The 21,667-nt window shown below is 70.7% G+C and carries 18 protein-coding genes; 9 read left to right on the top strand and 9 right to left on the bottom strand.

Annotated elements, in window-relative coordinates; all coding sequences use genetic code 11:
• Window positions 1-13: 13 nt before the first annotated feature.
• The 3 genes from BIV23_RS21545 to panB form a co-directional block, all read right to left on the bottom strand.
• Window positions 14-829: an ABC transporter permease gene (locus BIV23_RS21545; protein ID WP_071382551.1), complete on the bottom strand. Its 816-nt coding sequence runs from the start codon at window positions 827-829 to the stop codon at window positions 14-16.
• On the bottom strand, window positions 826-1,854 hold the full coding sequence (locus BIV23_RS21540; RefSeq protein ID WP_071382550.1) for an ATP-binding cassette domain-containing protein: 1,029 nt from the start codon (window positions 1,852-1,854) through the stop codon (window positions 826-828). The genes BIV23_RS21545 and BIV23_RS21540 overlap by 4 nt, the downstream gene beginning before the upstream one ends.
• Before the next feature lie 214 nt (window positions 1,855-2,068).
• A complete protein-coding gene (gene panB, locus BIV23_RS21535; protein ID WP_071382549.1) occupies window positions 2,069-2,935 on the bottom strand; it encodes a 3-methyl-2-oxobutanoate hydroxymethyltransferase in 867 nt (288 codons plus the stop codon).
• A 178-nt stretch (window positions 2,936-3,113) separates the two neighbouring features.
• On the opposite strand from panB, the gene BIV23_RS21530 reads away from it, so the two are divergent.
• From BIV23_RS21530 to BIV23_RS21515, 4 genes are all read left to right on the top strand, one after another.
• Window positions 3,114-4,700, top strand: a complete 1,587-nt coding sequence (locus BIV23_RS21530; RefSeq protein ID WP_177239984.1) for an MFS transporter — start codon at window positions 3,114-3,116, stop codon at window positions 4,698-4,700.
• Window positions 4,701-4,805: 105 nt separating this feature from the next.
• Window positions 4,806-5,465 carry a TetR/AcrR family transcriptional regulator gene (locus tag BIV23_RS21525; RefSeq protein WP_425443507.1) on the top strand — a complete coding sequence of 220 codons (660 nt, stop codon included), beginning with the start codon at window positions 4,806-4,808 and terminating at the stop codon, window positions 5,463-5,465.
• Between the two features lie 188 nt (window positions 5,466-5,653).
• Window positions 5,654-6,691, top strand: coding sequence for an endonuclease/exonuclease/phosphatase family protein (locus tag BIV23_RS21520; RefSeq protein ID WP_079173281.1), 1,038 nt, complete (start codon window positions 5,654-5,656; stop codon window positions 6,689-6,691).
• Between the two features lie 90 nt (window positions 6,692-6,781).
• Window positions 6,782-7,999, top strand: coding sequence for an MFS transporter (locus tag BIV23_RS21515; protein ID WP_071382547.1), 1,218 nt, complete (start codon window positions 6,782-6,784; stop codon window positions 7,997-7,999).
• A gap of 47 nt (window positions 8,000-8,046) precedes the next feature.
• Here BIV23_RS21515 and BIV23_RS21510 read toward each other — a convergent pair whose 3' ends face one another.
• From BIV23_RS21510 to BIV23_RS21490, 5 genes are all read right to left on the bottom strand, one after another.
• Window positions 8,047-8,514, bottom strand: coding sequence for a hypothetical protein (locus tag BIV23_RS21510; RefSeq protein ID WP_245790599.1), 468 nt, complete (start codon window positions 8,512-8,514; stop codon window positions 8,047-8,049).
• A 394-nt stretch (window positions 8,515-8,908) separates the two neighbouring features.
• A complete protein-coding gene (locus BIV23_RS21505) occupies window positions 8,909-9,454 on the bottom strand; it encodes a hypothetical protein (RefSeq protein ID WP_071382546.1) in 546 nt (181 codons plus the stop codon).
• Window positions 9,455-9,826: 372 nt separating this feature from the next.
• On the bottom strand, window positions 9,827-11,776 hold the full coding sequence (locus tag BIV23_RS21500; protein ID WP_071382545.1) for a S53 family peptidase: 1,950 nt from the start codon (window positions 11,774-11,776) through the stop codon (window positions 9,827-9,829).
• Between the two features lie 270 nt (window positions 11,777-12,046).
• The gene (locus BIV23_RS21495; RefSeq protein ID WP_071382544.1) at window positions 12,047-12,685 is read right to left on the bottom strand and encodes a DUF305 domain-containing protein; all 639 of its coding nucleotides are present in this window, start codon (window positions 12,683-12,685) and stop codon (window positions 12,047-12,049) included.
• Complete coding sequence (locus BIV23_RS21490) at window positions 12,682-13,371, bottom strand: thioredoxin-like domain-containing protein (protein WP_071382543.1); 690 nt, start codon at window positions 13,369-13,371, stop codon at window positions 12,682-12,684. Before BIV23_RS21490 ends, BIV23_RS21495 begins: the two co-directional genes overlap by 4 nt.
• 137 nt (window positions 13,372-13,508) lie before the next feature.
• Here BIV23_RS21490 and BIV23_RS21485 point away from each other — a divergent pair, with 137 nt between their 5' ends.
• Window positions 13,509-13,949 (top strand): RrF2 family transcriptional regulator, encoded by a 441-nt coding sequence (locus tag BIV23_RS21485; protein WP_071382542.1) that lies wholly within the window; start codon window positions 13,509-13,511, stop codon window positions 13,947-13,949.
• Window positions 13,950-14,035: 86 nt separating this feature from the next.
• Here BIV23_RS21485 and BIV23_RS21480 read toward each other — a convergent pair whose 3' ends face one another.
• On the bottom strand, window positions 14,036-15,229 hold the full coding sequence (locus BIV23_RS21480; protein ID WP_071382541.1) for a globin domain-containing protein: 1,194 nt from the start codon (window positions 15,227-15,229) through the stop codon (window positions 14,036-14,038).
• A 328-nt stretch (window positions 15,230-15,557) separates the two neighbouring features.
• Between BIV23_RS21480 and BIV23_RS21475 the strand changes: the two genes are divergently transcribed.
• From BIV23_RS21475 to BIV23_RS21460, 4 genes are all read left to right on the top strand, one after another.
• Window positions 15,558-16,919, top strand: coding sequence for a glutamine synthetase family protein (locus tag BIV23_RS21475; RefSeq protein WP_071382540.1), 1,362 nt, complete (start codon window positions 15,558-15,560; stop codon window positions 16,917-16,919).
• Window positions 16,920-17,147: 228 nt separating this feature from the next.
• Complete coding sequence (locus BIV23_RS21470) at window positions 17,148-17,975, top strand: FAD binding domain-containing protein (protein ID WP_071382539.1); 828 nt, start codon at window positions 17,148-17,150, stop codon at window positions 17,973-17,975.
• The gene (locus tag BIV23_RS21465) at window positions 17,972-20,698 is read left to right on the top strand and encodes a molybdopterin-dependent oxidoreductase (RefSeq protein WP_071382538.1); all 2,727 of its coding nucleotides are present in this window, start codon (window positions 17,972-17,974) and stop codon (window positions 20,696-20,698) included. Before BIV23_RS21470 ends, BIV23_RS21465 begins: the two co-directional genes overlap by 4 nt.
• Window positions 20,695-21,666, top strand: a complete 972-nt coding sequence (locus tag BIV23_RS21460) for an antibiotic biosynthesis monooxygenase (RefSeq protein WP_071382537.1) — start codon at window positions 20,695-20,697, stop codon at window positions 21,664-21,666. The genes BIV23_RS21465 and BIV23_RS21460 overlap by 4 nt, the downstream gene beginning before the upstream one ends.
• The last annotated feature ends 1 nt before the right edge of the window (window position 21,667 follow it).

The following is a 21,667-nucleotide window of genomic DNA, read 5'->3' as shown; positions in this document are numbered from 1 at the left end:
CGCACGGCGGGCGTCAGCTCTTCGTGCGGAACTTGTGGATCGCGACCGGCGCCATCACCACGGTGATCGCCACCGACCAGCCCACCGTCATCCACACGGAGTGGGCGATCGGACCGCCGTTCATGAGGCCGCGGGCCGAGTCCGCGAGCGTCGACAGCGGGTTGTAGTCGGTGAAGTGCCGCAGCCAGCCCGGCATCGACCGGGGCGGGGCGAAGATGGACGACCCGAACTGCAGCGGGAACAGCACCAGGAAGCCCATCGCCTGCACGGACTGCGCGTTCTTCAGGACGACGCCGAGGGTGAGGAACACCCACATGATCGAGGTGGCGAACAGCGCGGACAGCCCCACGGTCGCGAGCAGCCCGGGCCAGCTGGTGATGTGGAACCCGACCAGGACCGCGACGACCATCAGGACGGCCGTGGCGAACAGCATCCGCGCCAGCTCCACGGCGATCTTCGCGAACAGCACGGACCCGCGGCCGATCGGGAGCGAGCGGAACCGGTCCATGACCCCGCTGTTGAAGTCCTGGCTGAAGCCGGTGCCGACGCCCTGCGACAGCGTCATGCTCATCATGGCGATCATGCCGGGGATGACGTACTGCACGTACTGCCCCTGGCCGCCGCCGAGCGCCTGTCCGATCGAGCCGCCGAAGACGTACACGAACAGCAGGGTGAAGACGATCGGCATGAGCAGCGCGTCGAACATCGACTCCGGGTCCTGGCGGATCCAGAGCAGGTTGCGGCGGATGAGCGCGCCGGTGTGCCGCAGATGCCCGCGCAGCGGGATACGGCCGTCGGCCTCGGCGACGGTGGTGGTGATCGAGCTCATGCGGCGATCTCCTGACGGGCGTCGGCGGGCGTGGCGTCCTTCTCCGGAGCACCGGCGCGGTGGCCGGTGAGGGACAGGAACACCTCGTCCAGGCTGGGCAGTTCGGTGGTGATGGAGGAGATGGTGATGCCGCGCGCGGTGACCGCGCCGACCACCGCGGTCAGCTGCTCGTCGCTGAGGACCGGCACCAGCAGCGTCCCGGTCTCGGGGTCGACGGTGGTGGCGGCGAGCCCGGTGATGCCCAGCTCGTCCAGCATGTCGGCGAGCGGGCGCAGCTGCAGCGGATCGACGGGACGCACGCGCAGGGTGCGGCCGCCGACCCTGGCCTTCAGCTCCTCGATCCCGCCGGTGGCGATGACCTTGCCGCGGTCCACCACGGTCAGCTCGGAGGCGAGCTGCTCGGCCTCCTCCATGTACTGGGTGGTGAGCAGCACGGTGACGCCGTGGCCGACCATGGCCTTCACCTCGTCCCACACCTCGTTGCGGGTGCGGGGGTCGAGCCCGGTGGTCGGCTCGTCGAGATACAGCACGGCGGGCCGTCCGATCATGGACGCGGCGAGGTCCAGCCGCCGCCGCATGCCACCGGAGTACGTACTGGCGGGCCGCTTGGCCGCCTCGGTGAGGGAGAACCGCTCCAGCAGCGCGTCCGCGCGGGCGCGGGCGTCCTTGCGGGAGAGGTCGAGCAGCCGCCCGATCATGTACAGGTTCTCCCAGCCGGGCAGCTTCTCGTCGACCGAGGCGTACTGCCCGGTGAGCCCTATGACCCGGCGCAGCTGCCGGGGCTGGCGCAGGACGTCGTACCCGGCCACGGTGGCCTGTCCGGCGTCGGGGGTGATCAGGGTGGACAGGATCCGTACGAGGGTCGTCTTGCCGGCGCCGTTCGGCCCGAGCACGCCCATCACGGTGCCCTCGCGCACGTCCAGGTCGACGCCGTCCAGCGCCTTGGTCTCGCCGTAGTGCTTGACCAGTCCCCGCACCGTCACCGCATGGCCCGCGCCGACGGGGTTGTCATCGATTCGCGTCATGCCGCAGACGGTGCCAGGCCCCACCGACAAACGACCGACAGCCCACCGACAAGGTGCCCACGCCTACCGCAACCATCGATTGAGGAACCACGACGGCGAGCAACCACCTCCGCGAGAGCGACGCCGGTTCAGGCGCACAGAAGGGGGCAGCCCGCCGACGGGGGAAGATCGGCGGGCTGCCCGGGGTGTTTCCGCAGTGGCTCAGTGGCAACGCCTAGTGGACGGAGTGCTCCTCCTGCGGGAACGTTCCACCGACGACGTCCTCCGCGTACGCCTTCGCCGCGCTGGTCATGACCTCACGCAGGTCGGCGTACTTCTTGACGAACTTGGGGACCCGGCCGGAGGTCAGGCCCAGCATGTCCGTCCAGACCAGGACCTGCGCGTCGCACTCGGGGCCCGCGCCGATGCCGACCGTCGGGATCTGCAGGACGCGCGTCACCTCGGCCGCCAGCTCCGCCGGGACCAGCTCCAGGACCACCGCGAAGGCGCCCGCGTCCTGCACGGCCTTGGCGTCGCGGAGCAGCTGCTGCGCCGCCTCCTCGCCGCGCCCCTGCACCCGGTAGCCCATCGCGTTCACGGACTGCGGGGTCAGCCCGATGTGCGCGCACACCGGGATGCCGGCCTCCACCAGCAGGCGGATCTGCTCGTGCGAGCGTTCGCCGCCCTCCAGCTTGACCGCGCCGGCCCCCGCTTCCTTCACCAGCCGGGTCGCCGAGCGCAGCGCCTGCACCGGACCCTCCTGGTACGAGCCGAACGGCAGGTCGGCCACGATGAGCGCGCGCTGCGTGCCGCGTACCACGGCGGCCGACAGCATGGTCATCTCGTCCAGCGTGACGGGCACGGTCGTCTCGTACCCGAGGTGGCAGTTGCCCGCCGAGTCGCCGACCAGGATCACCGGGATCCCGGCCTCGTCGAAGACGGACGCGGTCATCGCGTCGTAGGCGGTGAGCATGGGCCACTTCTCGCCGCGCTCCTTGGCGAGGGCGATGTCGCGAACCGTGATGCGGCGTGTGCCCTTGCCCCCGTACAGCGCCTTGCTGCCGTCGGAGGGCTTCGTCTGGGCAGCCGAAAGCTGCGTCATGGGAACAGCTCCTTCAGTCATCTCGAGGCGCCCGTACGGCGTCCCCGGATCGCCTCCATGGTGGCACTTCGTGCCGAGCAGGGCCAGAGGGGTCCCCTGTGATCCGCTCGCGTAAGGCCTTGGTAAAGGAATTAGATACGAGACCGTTCCGTATCGAAATGTGCGTAGCCTCGAACACATGACAAGTCCCGTCCCTGCCTCCCGAATACCGGAAGCGGTGCACCGGCGCCGATGGGCGATCCTCGGCGTCCTGATGCTGAGCCTGCTCATCGTGGTGCTCGACAACTCGATCCTGAACGTCGCCATCAAGACCATCTCCACCCCGGCGCCCACCGGCCTCGGTGCCAGCCAGGGGCAGATCGAGTGGGCGATCAACGCCTACACCCTCGTCTTCGCCGGGCTGCTGTTCACGGCCGGCCTCGTCGGCGACCGCCTCGGCCGCAAGAAGGTGCTGATCGGCGGCATCGCCGTGTTCGGCATCGGCTCCGCGCTGGCCGCCGAGTCCGGCTCCCCGGCCCAGCTGATCGCGTTCCGCGCGCTGATGGCCCTCGGCGCCGCCTTCGTGATGCCCGCCACGCTCGCCGTCCTGATGAACGTCTTCGAGCGCGAGGAGCAGCCGAAGGCCATCGGCATCTGGGCCGGCGGCGTCGGCCTCGCCATCGCCATCGGCCCGATCACCGGCGGCGCCCTCCTCGACCACTTCTGGTGGGGCTCGGTCTTCCTCATCAACGTGCCGATCGTGATCGTCGCGCTGGCCTTGATGGCCTGGCTGGTGCCCGACTCCCGCGACCCCCGGCCGGGCCGCCTCGACCCGGTCGGCGTGGTCCTGTCCGTCGTCGGCCTCGTCCTGCTGGTCTACGGCATCATCAAGGGCGGCGAGCTGGCCGACTTCACCGACCCGAAGGTGCTGGCGACGGCCGGTGCCGGCGTCGTCGTCCTCGTCGGCTTCGTGATCTTCGAGAAGCGCAGCGACCACCCGTCGCTCGACGTCACCTACTTCAAGAACAAGGTCTTCTCGGCCGCCATGGCCGCCATCGCGCTGGTCTTCTTCGCGCTGATGGGCGTCACCTTCTTCTCGGTCTTCTACACCCAGAGCGTGCGCGGCTACTCGCCGCTGAAGTCCGGCGTGCTGATGCTGCCGCTGGCCGCCGCGCAGATGATCTTCGCGCCGCGCGCCCGGCTGGTGGTCGACCGGTTCGGCAACCGGGCCACCACCACCGCGGGCCTGGTGCTGATCGCCGCGACGCTCGCCGCGTTCGCCACCTTCGAGGCCGACACCCCCATCTGGCTGCTGGAGGTGATCTTCTTCCTCATGGGCACCGGCATGGCGCACATCATGACGCCGACCTCGGTCGTCATCATGCAGGCCCTGCCGCGCGAGAAGGCCGGTTCGGCCTCGGCGCTGAGCAACACCTTCCGCCAGGTCGGCGGCGCGCTCGGCATCGCCGTACTCGGCTCGGTGCTCGCCACGTCGTACCGCAACGGCGTCGAGGGCAAGCTCGGCCTGCTGCCGCCCGCCCTGCGCGAGAAGGCCGGCGAGTCCATCGAGGCCACCCTCGGCATCGCCGGCAAGCTCGGCCCGCAGGGCAAGGCCCTCGTCACGCCCGCCAACGACGCGTTCCTGCACGCCATGCACGTCACCGCGCTGTGCGGTACCGGCGTCGCGCTGATCGGCGCCGTGGTGACCGTCCTGTTCCTGCCGGGCAGGCCGACGGCCGGTCAGGAAGGGCAGAAGGAGACGGAGTTGGTCGCGGCCGCGGACTGACGCGGAGCACGGCAGGAAGACGGACAGGGCCGGACACGGCCATCCACGGGGGAAGGAGGCGGCTGCGGGACCATTCCCGCAGCGCAGTGAGAGGACGGGAACGACGTGAGCCTTGCCGACACCGGCAGCGGCACCGACCGCGACACCGACGGCCGGCTGCGACCCTGCGGACCCGCACGGGGCAGGCCCCGCAGCGAGGCCGTCGAACGCGCCATTCTCGAAGGCGTGATGAAGCTCCTGGAGGACGGCGTCCCCCTCGCCGAGCTCTCCATCGAGCGCGTCGCCCGCACGGCCGGGGTCGGCAAGGCCACCATCTACCGCCGCTGGAACGGCAAGGACGAGCTGTTCATCGACGTCGTGCGCGCCGCCGAGCCGCCCGACCCCGAACTCCCCGGCACCGGCCTGCGCGACGACCTCGTCACCCTGCTGGAGTCCCTGCGCCGGCGCGGCCTCGCCACCCGCTCCTCGGCGATCCTGCACAACGTGTACGCCCAGATGAAGTCCAGCCCCAAGATCTGGTCCGCGTACCACGCCGGCGTCGTCGCCCCCCGCCGGGAACTCGTCATGCAGGTGCTGCGCCGGGGGCAGGAGAGCGGCGAACTCCGGCCGGACATCGACCTCGAACTGGCCAACGACCTGTTCGTCGGCCCCATGCTCGTCCGCAGCACCCTGCGCCCCGACGGCGAGTTGCCCGAGGGCCTCGCGGAGGAGATCGTCGACACGGTCCTCGAAGGCCTGCGTCCCGTCAGGTCGACAGCCTCGTAGCATCCATGTGCGCGTTTCGTCACAGACCACGCCTGTCCCAGGGTGAACGGAACTCGCGGCCCCGACCCGTTCGTCCTCGACTTCCGAACGGCCGTCACGGGACGGCGGGACCAGAGCCGATCATCCCCTAGGGTCGACAGCAGCGCGGGGGAACGACGGCGTGCACGGCAGGCAGTGAGGCAGACGGTATGGCGCAGCAGGCGTACGTTTCGGAGACGGTGGGCGACGGCTCGGGGCCGAAGCGACCTGGATCCCGGCTCCGACGCCTGTTCACCGGCTGGCGCGGCGACCCGCGCGTCTGGCGCCGGGGCATCGTCCTCGCGGTCCTCGCGCTGCTGCTGGCCCTGGTGATGCTGCTGCACTCGCACGTCCCCAACCAGGTGGGCAACCTCGGCAGCCTCACGGAGACCTTCCTGCCCTGGCTGGGCCTCGCCATCCCGCTGCTGCTGGTCTGCGCCGTGCTCCGCAGGTCGGCGACGGCCCTGCTCGCGCTGCTCCTCCCGGTGCTCGTGTGGCTGAACCTCTTCGGCGGGCTGATCGTCGACCGCACCGGATCGGGCGGCAACCTGATGGTGGCCACGCACAACGTCAACGCCGAGAACCCCGACCCCACCGGGACGGCCACCGCCGTCGCCGCCTCCGGCGCCGACGTGCTGGCCCTCGAGGAGGTCCCGAACACCGCCGTACCCGTCTACGAGAAGGCGCTCGCGCCGACGTACAAGCACCACGCGGTCGTCGGCACGGTCGGGCTGTGGAGCAAGTACCCGATGACCGACGTCCAGGCCGTCGACATCAAGCTCGGCTGGAAGCGGGCGATGCGCGCCACCGTGACGACGCCCGAGGGCCCGATCGCGGTGTACGTCGCCCACATGCCCTCGGTCCGGGTGAAGGTGGAGGCCGGCTTCACCGCGCGGCAGCGCGACACGAGCGCCGACGCGCTGGGGGAGGCCATCGCCGCGGAGCCGCTGAAGCGCGTGATCCTGCTCGGCGATCTGAACGGTACGATGAACGACCGCTCGCTCAACGCGGTCACGTCCCAGATGCGCTCCACGCAGGGCGCGGCGGGAAGCGGATTCGGCTTCAGCTGGCCGGCGTCGTTCCCGATGGCGCGGATCGACCAGATCATGGTCAAGGGCATCCAGCCCACGAGCTCCTGGACCCTGCCGCGCACGGGCAGCGACCACCTCCCGGTGGCGGCCCGTGTGAAGCTGGACACGTCGTCGTAACCCGTCGGAATACCGGGCCTGAGAGACTTTGTTCCGTAGCTGAACTTAGACTGTACGGAACCCCCTCTCCCTGAAAGGCAAAGGCCCTTCATGCCCCTGGCCCTGCTCGCCCTGGCCGTCGGCGCGTTCGGAATCGGTACGACCGAGTTCGTGATGATGGGCCTGCTGCCCGACGTCGCGGACGACCTGCACATCTCCATCCCAGCGGCCGGACACCTGGTCTCTGCCTACGCGCTGGGCGTCGTGATCGGCGCCCCGCTGCTCGCCGCCGTGACGGCCCGGATGTCCCGCCGTACGGTCCTGATCGCCCTGATGGGACTGTTCGTCGTGGGCAACGCCCTGTCGGCGTTCGCCCCGGGCGACGACTCGCTCCTCGCGGCCCGCTTCCTCAGCGGTCTGCCGCACGGCGCCTTCTTCGGTGTCGGCGCGGTCGTCGCGACCTCGATGGTCGCCCCGGAGCGCAAGGCCCGCTCCGTGTCGCTGATGTTCCTCGGCCTGACCGTCGCCAACATCGCGGGCGTCCCGGCGGCCACGCTGATGGGCCAGCACCTCGGCTGGCGGGCGACCTTCCTGGGCGTGAGCGCGATCGGCCTCGCGGCCATCGCCGCGCTCGCCCTGCTGATCCCGCGGGACGGCGGCCACGCCGCCCCGTCGACGGGCCTGCGCGGCGAACTGGCGGCGCTGAGGTCACTGCCGGTCTGGCTGGCCCTCGGTACGACGGTGGCGGGCTTCGGCGCGCTCTTCGCGGCGTACAGCTACGTCACCCCGATGCTGACGGAGTCGGCCGGCTTCGCCGAGTCGAACGTGACCCTGCTCCTGGCGCTGTTCGGAGTGGGCGCGACGGCGGGCAACCTGCTGGGCGGCCGGCTGGCGGACCACTCCCTGCGCGGCACGCTCTTCGGCGGCCTGGCGTCCCTGGGCGCGGTGCTGGCGCTGTTCCCGCTGCTGATGCGGGCGGAGTGGAGCGCGGCCCTGGCGGTGACCCTGCTGGGCACGGCGGCGTTCATCACCGGCTCCCCGCTCCAGCTGATGGTCATGGAGAAGGCCTCGGCGGCCCCGTCCCTGGCCTCCTCGGCCAACCAGGCGGCCTTCAACCTGGCCAACGCCGGCGGCGCCTGGATCGGCGGCCTGGCCATCGCGGCCGGCTTCGGCGTCACGTCCCCGGCACCGGCCGGCGCGGCTCTGGCCGTACTGGGGCTGGGCGTGGCGAGCGTGGCGTACGCGGTGGACCGGCGCCGGGGGATCCCCTCGGCGGGGCGGATCGTCACCTCCCACATGCCGGACGAGCCGGCGGCGCTGCACCACTGACTCCGGCCCTGCCTGCCCGTCCCGGGACGGGCAGGCAGGGCCGACGGTCAGCGGCGGCGCGTGCTGTGCAGCACGCGTGAGCTGCCGCCGCAGGTCGCCGCGACCGGACGGAACTTGCAGCTGAAGTCCACAGGGATGTCCAGGGCGAGGAAGTTCTTCCCGGTTCCCGTCCGTGCGCGCAGCCGGATCCGGTGCCGGGCCACCGGCACCGTCTCGGGAATCCGAAGCGTCCACGTCTGCTGCCACGGCCCGGCCGGCAGCCTCGGGTCACCGGGCAGTCTCGCTCCTATGCGCGCCAGCAGGTCGGGCAGCCGGTAGCTCCGGTCCAGCATCTTCACCGGACCGAACTTCATGATCACATTGCAGGTAACCCGGGTCAGGTCGACGGTTTCCTTGAGGCGACCGCTCATCTCCCAACGGACCTGGCGCCCGAGCCACGGCAATGCGGGGGTCAACGTGATGTCGAGGATGTCCAGGACGTAGGTGTCGTCGCTCGTGTCCTCCACCAGGCGCATGCTCACCTCGCTCACCCTGCGGTGTCGCGGATACGAAGGGTGCCTCCCCGGCCGCCGGACAGCGGGCGGGGAGGCCGGGACGACCACTGCGCCGTGCCGCTTCCGCCGAGGTGACGTGCGCGCCCTTTCTCACCCGTTCGGGGTGGGGTTACGCCGGGGAAGGAGGCCGGCGGCCACGCCACGGGGGTAGCGCCCACAGGAGGCGGTCGGGTGGTTGGCACCAGGAAGGGTCGGCTGGTGAGGGCAGAGACGGCCGCCCGTACGACAGGCTGAGGTGTCTGGCGTGCGGCTCGGCAGGGTGTGCACGGCGCGGGGGTGTCGGACAATGACGGGGACGGAATCCCCGGCCCGATTGCGGCGGGCCGGGGTTCCGTATCACGGGGTCGGCGTCGGACTAGTCCCAGTCCCCGCCGTGGCCGTGGTGCCGGACCACACGGAAGCTGGCCAGCACACCGTGCTCGACGTGGACGCCCTCGGGCGGGCACGCGTGCACGCCGTTGCTGTCGCTGAAGGGGCCGACGGTGGCGATCGGAGCGCCGTTGTCGCAGACCGCCCCACGGAACACCTCGACGGTCCGGTGGCTGTCGTTGCGGATGTTCAGGCTCTTGGCACCCAGGCCGCTGACAACGGTGATGCAGTCACCGGGGTGCGCGGAGTAGGACCGCTCGTTGATGAAGACGCGGCCCTCCCTGTGCTCCCTGCGCTCACCGCCCCCGCGCCCCTCGTTGCCCTTGCCCTCGTTGCCCTTGCCCCAGTTTTCGTTGTTGTTGTTCTGGTTGTTGTTGCTGCCGTTGCCGCCGAGGGGGGCGGAGACAGCGGCGGCCGGGGCCGCCTGCGGGGCTGGGGCGGAGGCCGCGGAGGCGTAGGTGATGCCGGTCACGGCAAGACCCGCAGCGCCTGCGACGGCGCCTGCCATCATGGTGGAACGGGCGAGCTTCATTGTGGTGCTCCTGTCTCGTCTCTCGGAGATGCCGACCGTCGGCCGGTTCGAGATCAAAAGTACTGAGATCTGACATGTCGGCAATTTCAGGAGAGTGCCACCAGAGAGCCAATCGGGGTATTTGTGGCGTCGAGTACCGCGTTTCGCGCAGGGCGGTAGGAGATCAATTCGCCGCAGAAAAGGTGGGATTGAAATACTATTAGCCCTTCGGGGTGATCTGTGGACCTCCTCTCACCCGTCGTCAAAACGTGTCGGTGCTTATGCGGTGGGGCGAGTCGTGCTAAACGGCCCCGCCCGCAAGGCTCCCCCGGAGAAGAAGGAAGGGGGCGTGGGGTCCGTCAGGACCCCACGCCCCCGCCGCTCGGTGGAGCGTCAGTGCTTCTTCGCGGCCTTCGCGTACGACAGCACGTAGCCGGCGGCCGGAGAGCCGACGCCCGTCACGTCGTCGTAGCCCTTCGTCGCGGACAGCGAGCTGTCCTTGCCGAGGCTGCGGACCGAGTACAGCAGGCCGCCCTTGGCGTCCAGGCCGTTGGCGAAGTCCACGCGGGCGACCGCCAGGCCGGAGCCCGTCGGGTTGTCCGTGACGTCGTGGAAGACGCCCTTCTTACCGTAGTCGGCGTAGATCGTCGGGTTGGCGAAGCCGATCGCCTTGCCGCGCGCCTCCTGGGCCAGGGCCTGGATGGCCGCGATGGTCGGCGCGGCCAGCGACGTGCCGCCGATGCGGTACTCGCTGTACTGCTGCGACCCGTCCGGGAAGGTCTGGGTCTGGCCGACCAGGAAGCCGGTGTTCGGGTCGGCGATGGCCGCGATGTCCGGGACGACGCGGTTGGCGGTGGTGCCGTTCGCCTTCGCGAGCGCGTCCGGGACGACGCCCTTCTGGTAGTACGGCTGCGCCACCGTCTTGCTGGTGCCGCCGCCCGCGCCCGAGGTGAAGGCGCCGGGGAAGCCCGTCCAGCTCTTGCCGTCGGCCGACAGGGTCGCCTTCTCGGTACCCCAGCCGGTCTCCCACTGGTACGTGTCGCCCTTGCCGACGGCCAGGGACGTACCGCCGACCGCGGTCACCCAGGCGGAGTTGGCCGGGGTGTCGACCTGCTTCGTGCCGGTGTTGGCGACCTCGTCGCCGTTGTCGCCGGAGGAGAAGTAGAAGCCGATGCCCTGCACCGCGCCCAGCTGGAAGACCTGGTCGTAGGCGGCCGCGAGGTCCGGGGTCTGGCTGGCCTCGACGTCGCCCCAGGAGTTGGAGACGATGTCGGCGAGGTGGTTGTCGACCACCTTGCTGAGCGCGCCGAGCAGGTCGTCGTCGTAGCAGGAGGCCGCACCGACGTACGTGACGTCGGCGTTCGGGGCCACGGCGTGCACGGCCTCGACGTCGAGGGTCTCCTCGCCGTACCAGCCGGCCGCCTTGCACTCGGTGGTCCTGGTCCAGTTGTCCGGCAGCGACTGGTGCAGCTGGCTGGTCTTCCAGGCCTGGTCGCCGTTCTTCGCCGCGTACGTGCCGGCGTCGTAGGCGATGGTCGGCGAGGCATAGGCGTCGGTGATGGCGACGCGGACGCCCTTGCCGGTGTAGGTGCCGGCGCCGTAGGCGGCGCGCAGCTGCTTGCCCGTGTAGCCCTTGATGGCGTACGGGATCTTCTGGCCGTACGCGTCCGGCAGCGTGCTCGCGATGTTCGAGCCGTAGTACGACGAGAACGGGCCGGCGTTCTTGAACACGGCGTCCGGCGCCGGCAGCGTGTCGTCGTGGTTCGCCATGTGCGGAGCGCTGTCCAGGCCGGTGACGGTCAGGACGGCGCCCTTCAGGCCGGCCGGGACCGAGGCGGCCTGCGCGGGGGCGCGGTAGGTCTTCGCACCCTTGGCATAGTTGTGCAGCTGGGTGCCGAACGCCTTCTCGGCGGCGGCCACGTCACCGGAGACGGCGACGTAGTGCTGGGTGACCTCGGTGACCTTCAGCCCGGCCGACGTCAGCCAGGACTTGACCGCGGCCACCTGGGCCTTGGTGGCCCCGAAACGGGCCTGTGTCGACTTGGCGCTCAGGTACTTGCCGTACTGCGGCGAGCTGGGGTCGGACACGGCCCTGGCGTACGCGGCGAGGCCCGCCGCGTCCTTGCCGGCCAGGTAGACCTTGGCGTTCACCTGGGCGCTGTTCGCGGTCGCACCCTTGTCCGCCTTGGCCGTCGCCCAGAGGGGCTTGGTGCCCTTCAGGGACTGACGAGCGGGGCTGTCCGCGGCGTGGGCCGCGGGTATGCCCAGCGCCAGCGCACCGGCGATCATGGGCAGCGTGGCTGCCATGCTCACGGTGCGCAGCTTGGCGCGGTTGGATCTCATAGAACCCCCTGCGATGCGGTTCGCATGCATGTCGTGGTCGGTACGTCATGCGGTCCGCGTGCCGGCCCGGCGGCGGTTCGGCCGACCGTATGGATCACACGATGGGGGTCACTCTCTCCGATGAACCGTTCATGCCAGGGGAACGAAAAGGTCAAGAGACGCTCAAGTGCCCGTCAGGTGGGGCGATTTGAGCCTCTTTATCCTTACGACTGCGTTACGAAACCGCTTGCCCCCTGTTCACAACTGCCCGCCCGCTTTTCACATGCGCGATCACGAACGCGGCTTCGCTCCCCGCTCCTTGAGCATCCCGGCCATCACCTGAAGCTCCGACTGCTGGGCGTCGACCATGCCCTGCGCGAGCCGTTTCTCCACGTCGACCGTGCACCTGGCCACGCACCCCTCGGCCATGTGGATGCCGCCCTTGTGGTGGTCCGTCATCAGCTGGAGGTAGAAGATCTCGGCCTGCTTCCCACTCAGCGACTGGAGCTTCCTCAGCTCCGTGTCGGTCGCCATCCCCGGCATCAGCGAGCCGTCGCCGCGCTCGGGCATGTCGCCCATGCCCATCCAGGCCATCGGCGGCTTGGCCGACACCTTCGGCAGCCCCCACAGATCCAGCCAGCCGAGCAGCATGCCGCGCTGGTTGGCCTGCGTCTGCGCGATGTCGTAGGCGAGCCGCCGGACGTCCGCGTTCGTCGTGCGGTCGCGGACGATGTACGACATCTCGACGGCCTGCTGGTGGTGCACGGCCATGTCCCGGGCGAAGCCGGCGTCCGCCGACTCCGCGCCGGGCACCGTCAACCGCGTCCCACCGACGCCCGAATCCTCGGCGACCGCGTACGTGACCCCGCCGGCCGCGACGAGCACCGCCGCCGCGGCCCCGGCGAGCCAGCCGATGCGCCGGCGGATCACTTCATGGCTCCGCCGGTGCACGAGGCACCCGGCTCGGGCGTCTGCGGGCCCTGCACATAGGCGGCGAAGAACTTGGCGACCTCGGGGTCCTTCGCGCTCTTCACGGTCACCTGGCGACCCCACGCCGACAGGATCAGCGGCGCGGCCTGGTTCTCGTACGGGCTCATCAGCGAGTACGGCGTCTGCTTCACCTTCGCCGCGAGCGCGTCGACGTCCGCCTTGTCCGCCTTGGCGGTGTACGTCACCCAGACGGCGCCGTGCTCCAGCGCGTGCACGGCGTTCTCGTCCTGCACCGGCTCGGTGTAGACGTCGCCGTTGCAGTTCAGCCAGACCGGGTTGTGGTTGCCGCCGACCGGCGGGTGCATCGGGTACGACACGTTCGTCGTCACGTGCGTGCGCGACAGGGTGCCGCTCCAGGTCATCACCCCGTCCTTGCCCTCGACGAAGTGCCCGGAGTCACCGGAGGTCCCGCCGTTCTTGCTGTCGCTCGCCGTGTCCGACGTCTTGGTCGAGGCGGACCGGGAGTTCATGACGACCACTCCGCCGACCACGAGAGCGGCGACGACCACCACGCTCGCGGCGACGACCAGGATCCGGTTGCGGCGCTCGCGGGCGCGCTCCGCGCGTCGCATCTCCTCTATGCGCGCCGTGCGCGCCGCGCTGCTGTTGTTCTTGGCGGAACCCATGAGGCGTGTGTCCTTCTGGGGAAAGGGACGGGTCGGGTGGGGCGTGCTGATCGTAGTGGGGAACCCGTGCCGCACCGTAGGGCGCGACAGCGAACAGATAATTTGAACCCTGGATGCGTATTACCTAGGCTCGCGGTATGCGGCTCCTGCGCTCCACCGACCTGGCCCTGCGGGTCCTGATGCGACTCGCCGTCGCCGCCGACGCCACGCCCACCACCCGCCAGGTGGCGGCGGACATGGAGGTGCCCTACACGCATGCCGCGAAGGTCGTCGCCGAACTCCAGCACCTGGGCTTGGTGGACGCCCGGCGCGGCCGGGGCGGCGGCCTCGCGCTCACCGAGAAGGGCCGTACGGCGTCGGTGGGCGCGGTCGTGCGCGTCTTCGAGGGCGACGGCGACGTGGTCGAGTGCGAGGGCGCGACGCCGTGCCCGCTGCGTTCCGGCTGCCGGCTGCGGGGCGCGCTGCGACGGGCCCAGGAGGCGTTCTACGCCAGCCTGGACCCGATCACGATCGGGGAGATCGTCGCGGAGCCGACGGGACGCCTGCTGCTGGGGATCTCCCGGGCGCCCGGCGGCTGACGGCCTGCGCCGCGCGGCGTTCACCGGCGGCGCTGTGGTGCGCGCGTGACCGAGGCGGCCGCCGGACACGACCGGGGCCGATCCCCTCAGCCGGCCTGCCGCGCCAGCCACAGGTCCGGACCGAACACCTCGTAGTGGATGTCGGCCGGGGCCACGCCCTTGTCGATCAGCTGGGTGCGGACCGCGCGCATGAAGGGCAGCGGGCCGCACAGGTACGCGCGCGTGCCGGGGGCCACGCCCACGTCGGCGAGGTCGACCAGGCCGGTGCGGGTGCCGGGCTCGGCGTCTCGCTCGTAGAAGAGGTGGACCGAGGCGTCCGGGAGCTTCGCGGCGTAGGCCTCGTGGTCGGTGCGCAGGGCGTGGTCGGCGGGGGAGCGGTCGCCGTGCACGACGGTGACCGGCGCCTGGTGGCCGTCGGCGGCCAGCGCGGCGAGCATCGCGACCATCGGGGTCACCCCGATGCCCGCGGAGGCGAGCAGCAGGGGGCGGTCCTCGGTGTCGCCGAGGACGAGGTCGCCGTACGGCTCGGACAGGTGCACGACGTCACCGGCCCGCACGCGCGCGTGGAGGTGGTTCGAGACCTCGCCGTCGGGAGCCCCGCCGTCGCCCGCCACGCGCTTGACGCTGAACTGGCGCACCGTCTCCTCCGACGCGCCGGACAGGCTGTACTGCCGTATCTGGCGGGCGCCGTCGGGCAGTTCGACCTGGACGGAGACGTACTGGCCGGCCCGGAAGCCGCGCACCGGGCCGCCGTCGGCCGGGCGCAGCCGGAAGGTGGCGACGTCCGCCGTCTCCTCGATGCGCTCCACGACCTCCCACGGCCGCCGCTCCGTGCTGCCGCTCTCCTCGTACAGCCGCTTCTCGATGGCGATGAGTGCGTTGGCCATCAGCCAGTAGACCTCGTCCCAGGCCGCGGCCACCTCGGGCGTGACGGCCTCGCCGAGGACCTCGGCGATCGCGGCGAAGAGGTGCTCGTGGACGATCGGATAGTGGTCGGGGGCCACACCCAGGGAGGCGTGCTTGTGCGCGATCCGGCCGAGCATGGCGTCGGGCCGCTGCTCCGGGTGCTGGACGAGATGCGTGGCGAACGCGGCGATGGAGCCGGCGAGGGCCTGCTTCTGGGCGCCGGAGGCCTGGTTGCCCCGGTTGAACAGGTCGCGCAGCAGCTCGGGGCGGGCGGCGAAGAGCCGCGCGTAGAAGCGCTCGGTGATCTCGCCGATGGCCGCGCCGACGGCGGGAAGGGTGGCGCGGACGGTGCTCGCGGACTGCTCGGACAGCATCGGATCTCCTCGGATCTCGTCGGATCTCTTCACATCTCGACTGATCGCCACGCTATGAAAACTTGCATCTGAGATGCAAATTAAATGGAGGTGGTCTGCCTCACGTCCCGCGTGGACCCGGCCATGACGAATGCCGGTCCGAGCGGGCAAGATGGGCGAGAGACGGCAGTACACCTGTCGTACGAGAGCCGTTCAGGCCGAGGACGCCCGGGCGATCAAGGTCCGCAACGCGCTCGAAACGCTGTTGTGGTGTGATGCTCGGGTGCCCGACCGTCTCCCGCCATCGCGCGTGAAGACGGCCTGACCAGCAAGGATGGGGAAGCGGAAGATGGACAAGCAGCAGGAGTTCGTGCTCCGGACGTTGGAGGAGCGCGACATCCGGTTCGTACGCCTGTGGTTCACGGACGTGCTGGGCTTCCTCAAGTCCGTCGCCGTGGCCCCCGCAGAGCTGGAGCAGGCCTTCGACGAGGGCATCGGCTTCGACGGCTCCGCCATCGAGGGCTTCGCCCGCGTCTACGAGTCCGACATGATCGCCAAGCCGGACCCCTCCACCTTCCAGGTCCTGCCGTGGCGCGCCGAGACCCCCGGCACCGCCCGCATGTTCTGCGACATCCTCATGCCGGACGGCTCCCCGTCCTTCGCGGACCCGCGCTACGTCCTCAAGCGCGCCCTGGCCCGCACCTCCGACCTGGGCTTCACCTTCTACACCCACCCGGAGATCGAGTTCTTCCTGCTGAAGGACCGCCCGCTGGACGGCACCCGCCCCACCCCGGCCGACAACTCGGGCTACTTCGACCACACCCCGACCAACGTCGGCATGGACTTCCGCCGCCAGGCGATCACCATGCTGGAGTCGATGGGCATCTCGGTCGAGTTCTCCCACCACGAGGGCGCCCCCGGCCAGCAGGAGATCGACCTGCGCTACGCCGACGCGCTCTCCACGGCCGACAACATCATGACGTTCCGCCTGGTCATGAAGCAGGTGGCCCTGGAGCAGGGGGTGCAGGCGACCTTCATGCCGAAGCCCTTCTCCGAGCACCCGGGCTCCGGCATGCACACCCACCTGTCCCTCTTCGAGGGCGACCGCAACGCGTTCTACGAGTCGGGCGCCGAGTACCAGCTCTCCAAGGTCGGCCGTTCCTTCATCGCGGGTCTGCTCAGGCACGCGGCGGAGATCTCGGCGGTCACCAACCAGTGGGTGAACTCCTACAAGCGCATCTGGGGAGGCTCCGAGCGCACGGCCGGCGCCGGCGGCGAGGCCCCGTCGTACATCTGCTGGGGCCACAACAACCGCAGCGCCCTGGTCCGCGTCCCCATGTACAAGCCCGGCAAGACCGGCTCCGCGCGCGTGGAGGTCCGCTCCCTGGACTCGGGTGCCAACCCCTACCTGGCCTACGCCCTGCTCCTGGCCTCCGGCCTGAAGGGCATCGAGGAGGGCTACGAACTCCCGCCCGGCGCCGAGGACGACGTCTGGGCCCTCTCCGACGCCGAACGCCGCGCGATGGGCATCGAGCCCCTGCCCCAGAACCTGGGCGAGGCCCTCGCCCTGATGGAACGCAGCGACCTGGTCGCCGAGACCCTCGGCGAGCACGTCTTCGACTTCTTCCTGCGCAACAAGCAGGCCGAGTGGCACGAGTACCGCTCGGAGGTCACGGCGTTCGAGCTGCGGAAGAACCTGCCGGTGCTGTAGGGCCACCGGCGTCGCGGGGGCTGCCGGCGAGGGTGCCGCGAGGCATCCGGCCCGGTGGCCGCCGTGGACGTAACCCGGCCCTCCGCGGGCCGAGTTGGCGGCACGGCGCCGGAGTGACTCTCCGGCGCTGATCGGCTACGGTCGGTTGTTCGCGTCCCCGGGACGTCGTGGGTGCGCGGGGATACGCTGGGACAAAGGTGTGGGCCGGTTCTCCGTAGGTCGGTACTCATGGACCTCAACACCATCACCGAAGTAGTCCGGCGGCCTTCCGAACGGCCGGGCGCGGACTGGCGTGACGGGGACGCCTGGCTCGCCGGGGGGACCTGGCTCTATTCCGTGGAGCAACCGGAGCTGAGCCGGCTGATCGACCTGACCGCGCTGCGCTGGGAGCCGCTCGTCCGGAGCGACGAGGGCCTGGAGATCGGTGCCACCTGCACCATCCGTGACCTGTACGCCCAGACCTGGCCCCTGGACTGGACGGCGGGCATCCTCTTCCACGCGGCCTGCGAGGCCTTCCTGTCCTCGTTCAAGGTCTGGAACGCGGCGACCGTCGGCGGCAACATCTGCATGGCCCTGCCCGCCGGCCCGATGATCACGCTGGCCGTGGCGCTGGAGGCGCGCTGCGAACTATGGGCTCCCGACGGCTCCGGGCGCTTCGTCGACGCGCTCGACTTCGTCACGGGCGAGCACCGCAACGTCCTCACCCCCGGCGAGATCCTGCGGCGCGTCACCATTCCCGCGCACGCGCTGCGCAGACGCACCGCGCACCGCCGCTTCAGCCTGACCCGGCTCGGCCGTTCGACCGTGTTCCTCGTCGGCACCCAGGGACGGGGCGGGACCGACCTGTCGCTCACCCTCACCGCCGGCACCACCCGGCCCGTCCGCCTCGACTTCGCCTCCGTACCCGATGCCCGGACCCTGCGGCAGCGCATCGACGCCCTGCCGGCCGACGTCTGGTTCGCCGATGCCAACGGCACCCCCGAGCACCGCCGCCATCTGACGTACCACTTCGCCGAGGAGATCCGCCGCGAGCTCACGGCTGGGGACCTGCCATGACCTTCCTCGTGAACGGCCGGACGTTCGACCGGGAACCGGCGCCCGGCCAGTGCCTGCGCACCTTCCTGCGCGAACTCGGCCACTTCGGCGTCAAGAAGGGGTGCGACGCGGGCGACTGCGGAGCCTGCACGGTATGGCTGGACGGCGAACCCGTACACAGCTGCATCACCCCCGCGTTCCGGGCGGACGGCCGTGCGGTGACCACGATCGAGGGCCTCGGGCGGCCCGGCGCACCGCATCCCCTGCAGCGGCGGTTCGAGGACGCCCCGGGATTCCAGTGCGGCTTCTGCACCGCCGGGATGATCATGACGTCGGCCACCTTCACCGAGGAACAGAAGGCCGATCTGCCCCGGGCGCTGAAGGGCAACCTCTGCCGCTGCACCGGCTACCGGGCGATCGAAGACGCCGTGAAGGGCGTCGGCGCGGTGCGGACGGCCGCGCCCGGCAAGGCCGTCGGGACGAGCGTCGGCGCGCCCGCGGGCCACGACGTGGTCACCGGCCACGCCGAGTTCACGATGGACACGCACATCGACGGCATGCTGCACCTCAAGGTGCTGCACTCGCCCCACGCGCACGCCCGGATCGTCTCGATCGACAAGAGCGCCGCGCTCGCGGTGCCCGGCGTGCACCGGGTCTACACCTGGCAGGACGTGCCCCGTAAGCGCTTCACCACGGCGATCCACACCGACCACCTGGTCGACCCGGACGACACCTTCGTCCTCGACGACACGGTCCGCTTCGCCGGCCAGCGCGTCGCCGCGGTCCTGGCCGACACGGTCGGCGCGGCGGAGGAGGGCTGCCGGCGTCTGGCCGTGGAGTACGAGGTGCTGCCGGCGGTGTTCGACCCCGAGGCGGCGATGGCCGACGGCGCGCCCCGACTGCACGGCTCCGACGACCCGTTCGTCCGCGACCCCGAGCACAACGTCCTGCTCGAACTGCACTCCCACGTCGGCGACGTCGACACGGGCTTCGCCCAGGCCGACGTGGTGCACGAGGGCACGTACGTCTCGCCACGGGTGCAGCACGCCCACCTGGAGACCCATGGCTCGATCGCCTGGATGGAGGGCGGCCGGCTGAACGTCCGCACCAGTTCGCAGTCGCCGTCGATCGCCAAGGCCAAACTGGAGTACCTCTTCGCGCTGCGGCCCGACCAGGTGCGGGTGTTCTGCAAGCGCGTCGGCGGTGCCTTCGGCGGCAAACAGGAGGTGCTCACGGAGGACCTGGTCGCGCTCGCCACCCTGGACACCGGTCGGCCCACCTGCTTCGAGTACACCCGCGAGGAGGAGTTCACCACGGCCTCGCCGCGGCACCCGATGACCCTGACGGTCAAGCTCGGCGCGAAGGCGGACGGCACGCTCACCGCCGTCCAGGTGCGCAACGTGTCCAACACGGGCGCCTACGGCAACCACGGCGGCGAGACGCTGCACGCGGGCGGCGCCGCCGTCATGATCTACCGCTGTCCCAACAAGAGGTACGACGCCTACTCCGTCTACACGAACACCGTGCCGAGCGGTGCCCTGCGCGGCTACGGGATGACCCAGCCGGCGTTCGCGGTCGAGTCGGCGATGGACGAACTGGCCCGCGCCCTGCACCTCGACCCGCTCGAACTGCGCCGGCGCAACATCGTGCGGCCGGGCGAGCCCCTGGTCGCCCTGCACGACGGCCCCGACGACGTGGTCTTCACCGAGGACGGCCTCGCGCGGTGCATCGACCTGGTGGGCGACGCCCTGGCCCGTACGGCCGACCAGCCGCCACCCGGCCCGGAGTGGCTCGTCGGAACCGGCGTGGCGAGCTCCCTGCACGAGACCGCGCCCCCGACCGAGCACCTCTCCGAGGCCTGGGTGACGCTCGGCGACGACCTCGTCTACGAACTGGCCGTGGGAACGGTCGAGTTCGGGGAGGGCACCTCCACCGCCCATGTCCAGATCGCGGCCAACCAGCTGCGCACGACACCGGCGCGGATCCGTCTGGTGCAGTCCGACACCGACCGCACCGGATTCGACACCGGCGCCTTCGCGAGCGCGGGCCTGTCCGTGGCCGGCAACGCCGTGCTGCGTGCGGCCGCCGCTGTACGCGACCGCATCCTCGAGTTCTCCGCGGCGCACACGGGCGTGCACGTCGTGCTGTGCTCCATGGACGACGACGGGGTCGTCTGCGGGGACCGGCGGGTGTCGCTGGCCGAGCTCGTCGCGGCGGCCCGGGCACGCGGCATCCGGTTCACCGCCGCCCGCAAGGCCTACGGCTCGCCCCGCAGCGTCACCTCCAACACCCAGGGGTTCCGGGTCGCCGTGCACCGGGTGACGGGCGAGACACGGATCCTGTACAGCGTGCAGGCGGCGGACGTCGGCGTGGTGATCAACCCCGCTCAGGTCCGCGGGCAGGTGGAGGGCGGGGTCGCCCAGGGGATCGGCTTCGCGCTGACCGAGAACCACCACGTCGACGACCACGGCGTCATGACCAACCCCAGCCTGCGGAACTACCGCATCCCCACCTACGCCGACATCCCGCGCACCGAGGTCCTCCTGGTCGGCTCGGCGGACTCGGTGGGGCCGCTGCACGCCAAGGGCATGGCGGAGTGCTGCATCAATCCGGTGGCCCCCGCGCTGGCCAACGCCGTCCACGACGCGACCGGCGTCCGCTACCGCGCACTGCCGCTGACCCCGGAACGGATCTACGGCCGACTCCAGGCACAGCAGTCGGTGGCGGCGGGCCGGGCACCATGAACACCGCGGAGAACGTGGCCGCCGCGGCCACGGCGATCATCGGTCAGAAGGTGCTGCCCGGGGCGGAGGAGGACTTCGCGTCCTGGCAGGCGGACCTCAACACCGCGGCCTCCTCCTACCCCGGCTTCCTCGGCGCCGAGACCTCCCGGCCCACCCCGCTGCAACCCGACTGGGTCGTCGTGTACCGCTTCGACTCGGTGCCGCATCTGCAGACGTGGATCAACAGCGCGACCCGGCAGACGTATCTCGACTCCGGCGCCGCGTACTTCGACGGCCCGGCGACCCAGCAGGTGGTCAGCAGCGGCACCCGGACCCTCGACCCCCTCGTGACCGTGGTGGTCACCCACCGGGTCGCCCCGTGTCACGTCGACGAGTTCCTCGACTGGCAGCGCCGCATGACACAGGAGGAGAGCAGGTTCGAGGGGTTCCGCGGGAGCGAGCTGTTCCGCCCCGTCGAGGGCCTCCAGGAGGAGTGGACCACCCTGTACCGCTACGACAGCGCGGAGCACCTCGACGCCTGGCTGACGTCACCCGAGCGGCGGCGGATCCTGGCCGAGGGCGAGAAGTTCGACGACTTCGCACTGCGCACGATCGACAACTCCTTCGGCAGCTGGTTCGCCTTCGAGGGCGACGGCAAGGAGACACCGCCGCCCTCCGGGACGAAGACCTCGCTCGCCGTCTGGGTCGGCCTCTACCCGACCGTCGTGTTCCTGACGCTCGCCCTGTCCCCGCTGCACCTGCCGCTCTGGATCGGCCTGCTCGTGGGCAACCTGCTGTCGAGCTTCCTCATGAGCTTCCTCACGATGCCCTACTACGTGAACCCGCTGCTCGGCCGCTGGCTGCGCCACCCCGCGGCCGAGCCGTCGCTCGGAGCCGACGTCCGCGGCCTGGGCATCGTCGCGACGGCGATGATGTTCTGGGCCGCCGTCGTCTATCTGGTCACCGTCAGGTTCTGGACGCTGCCCTGAC

This window comes from Streptomyces monashensis (assembly GCF_001866665.1).
Taxonomy (GTDB): Bacteria; Actinomycetota; Actinomycetes; order Streptomycetales; family Streptomycetaceae; genus Streptomyces; species Streptomyces monashensis.
The sequence above is the reverse complement of the archived record's forward strand: the minus strand, read 5'-3'. Positions and strand labels throughout refer to the sequence as shown.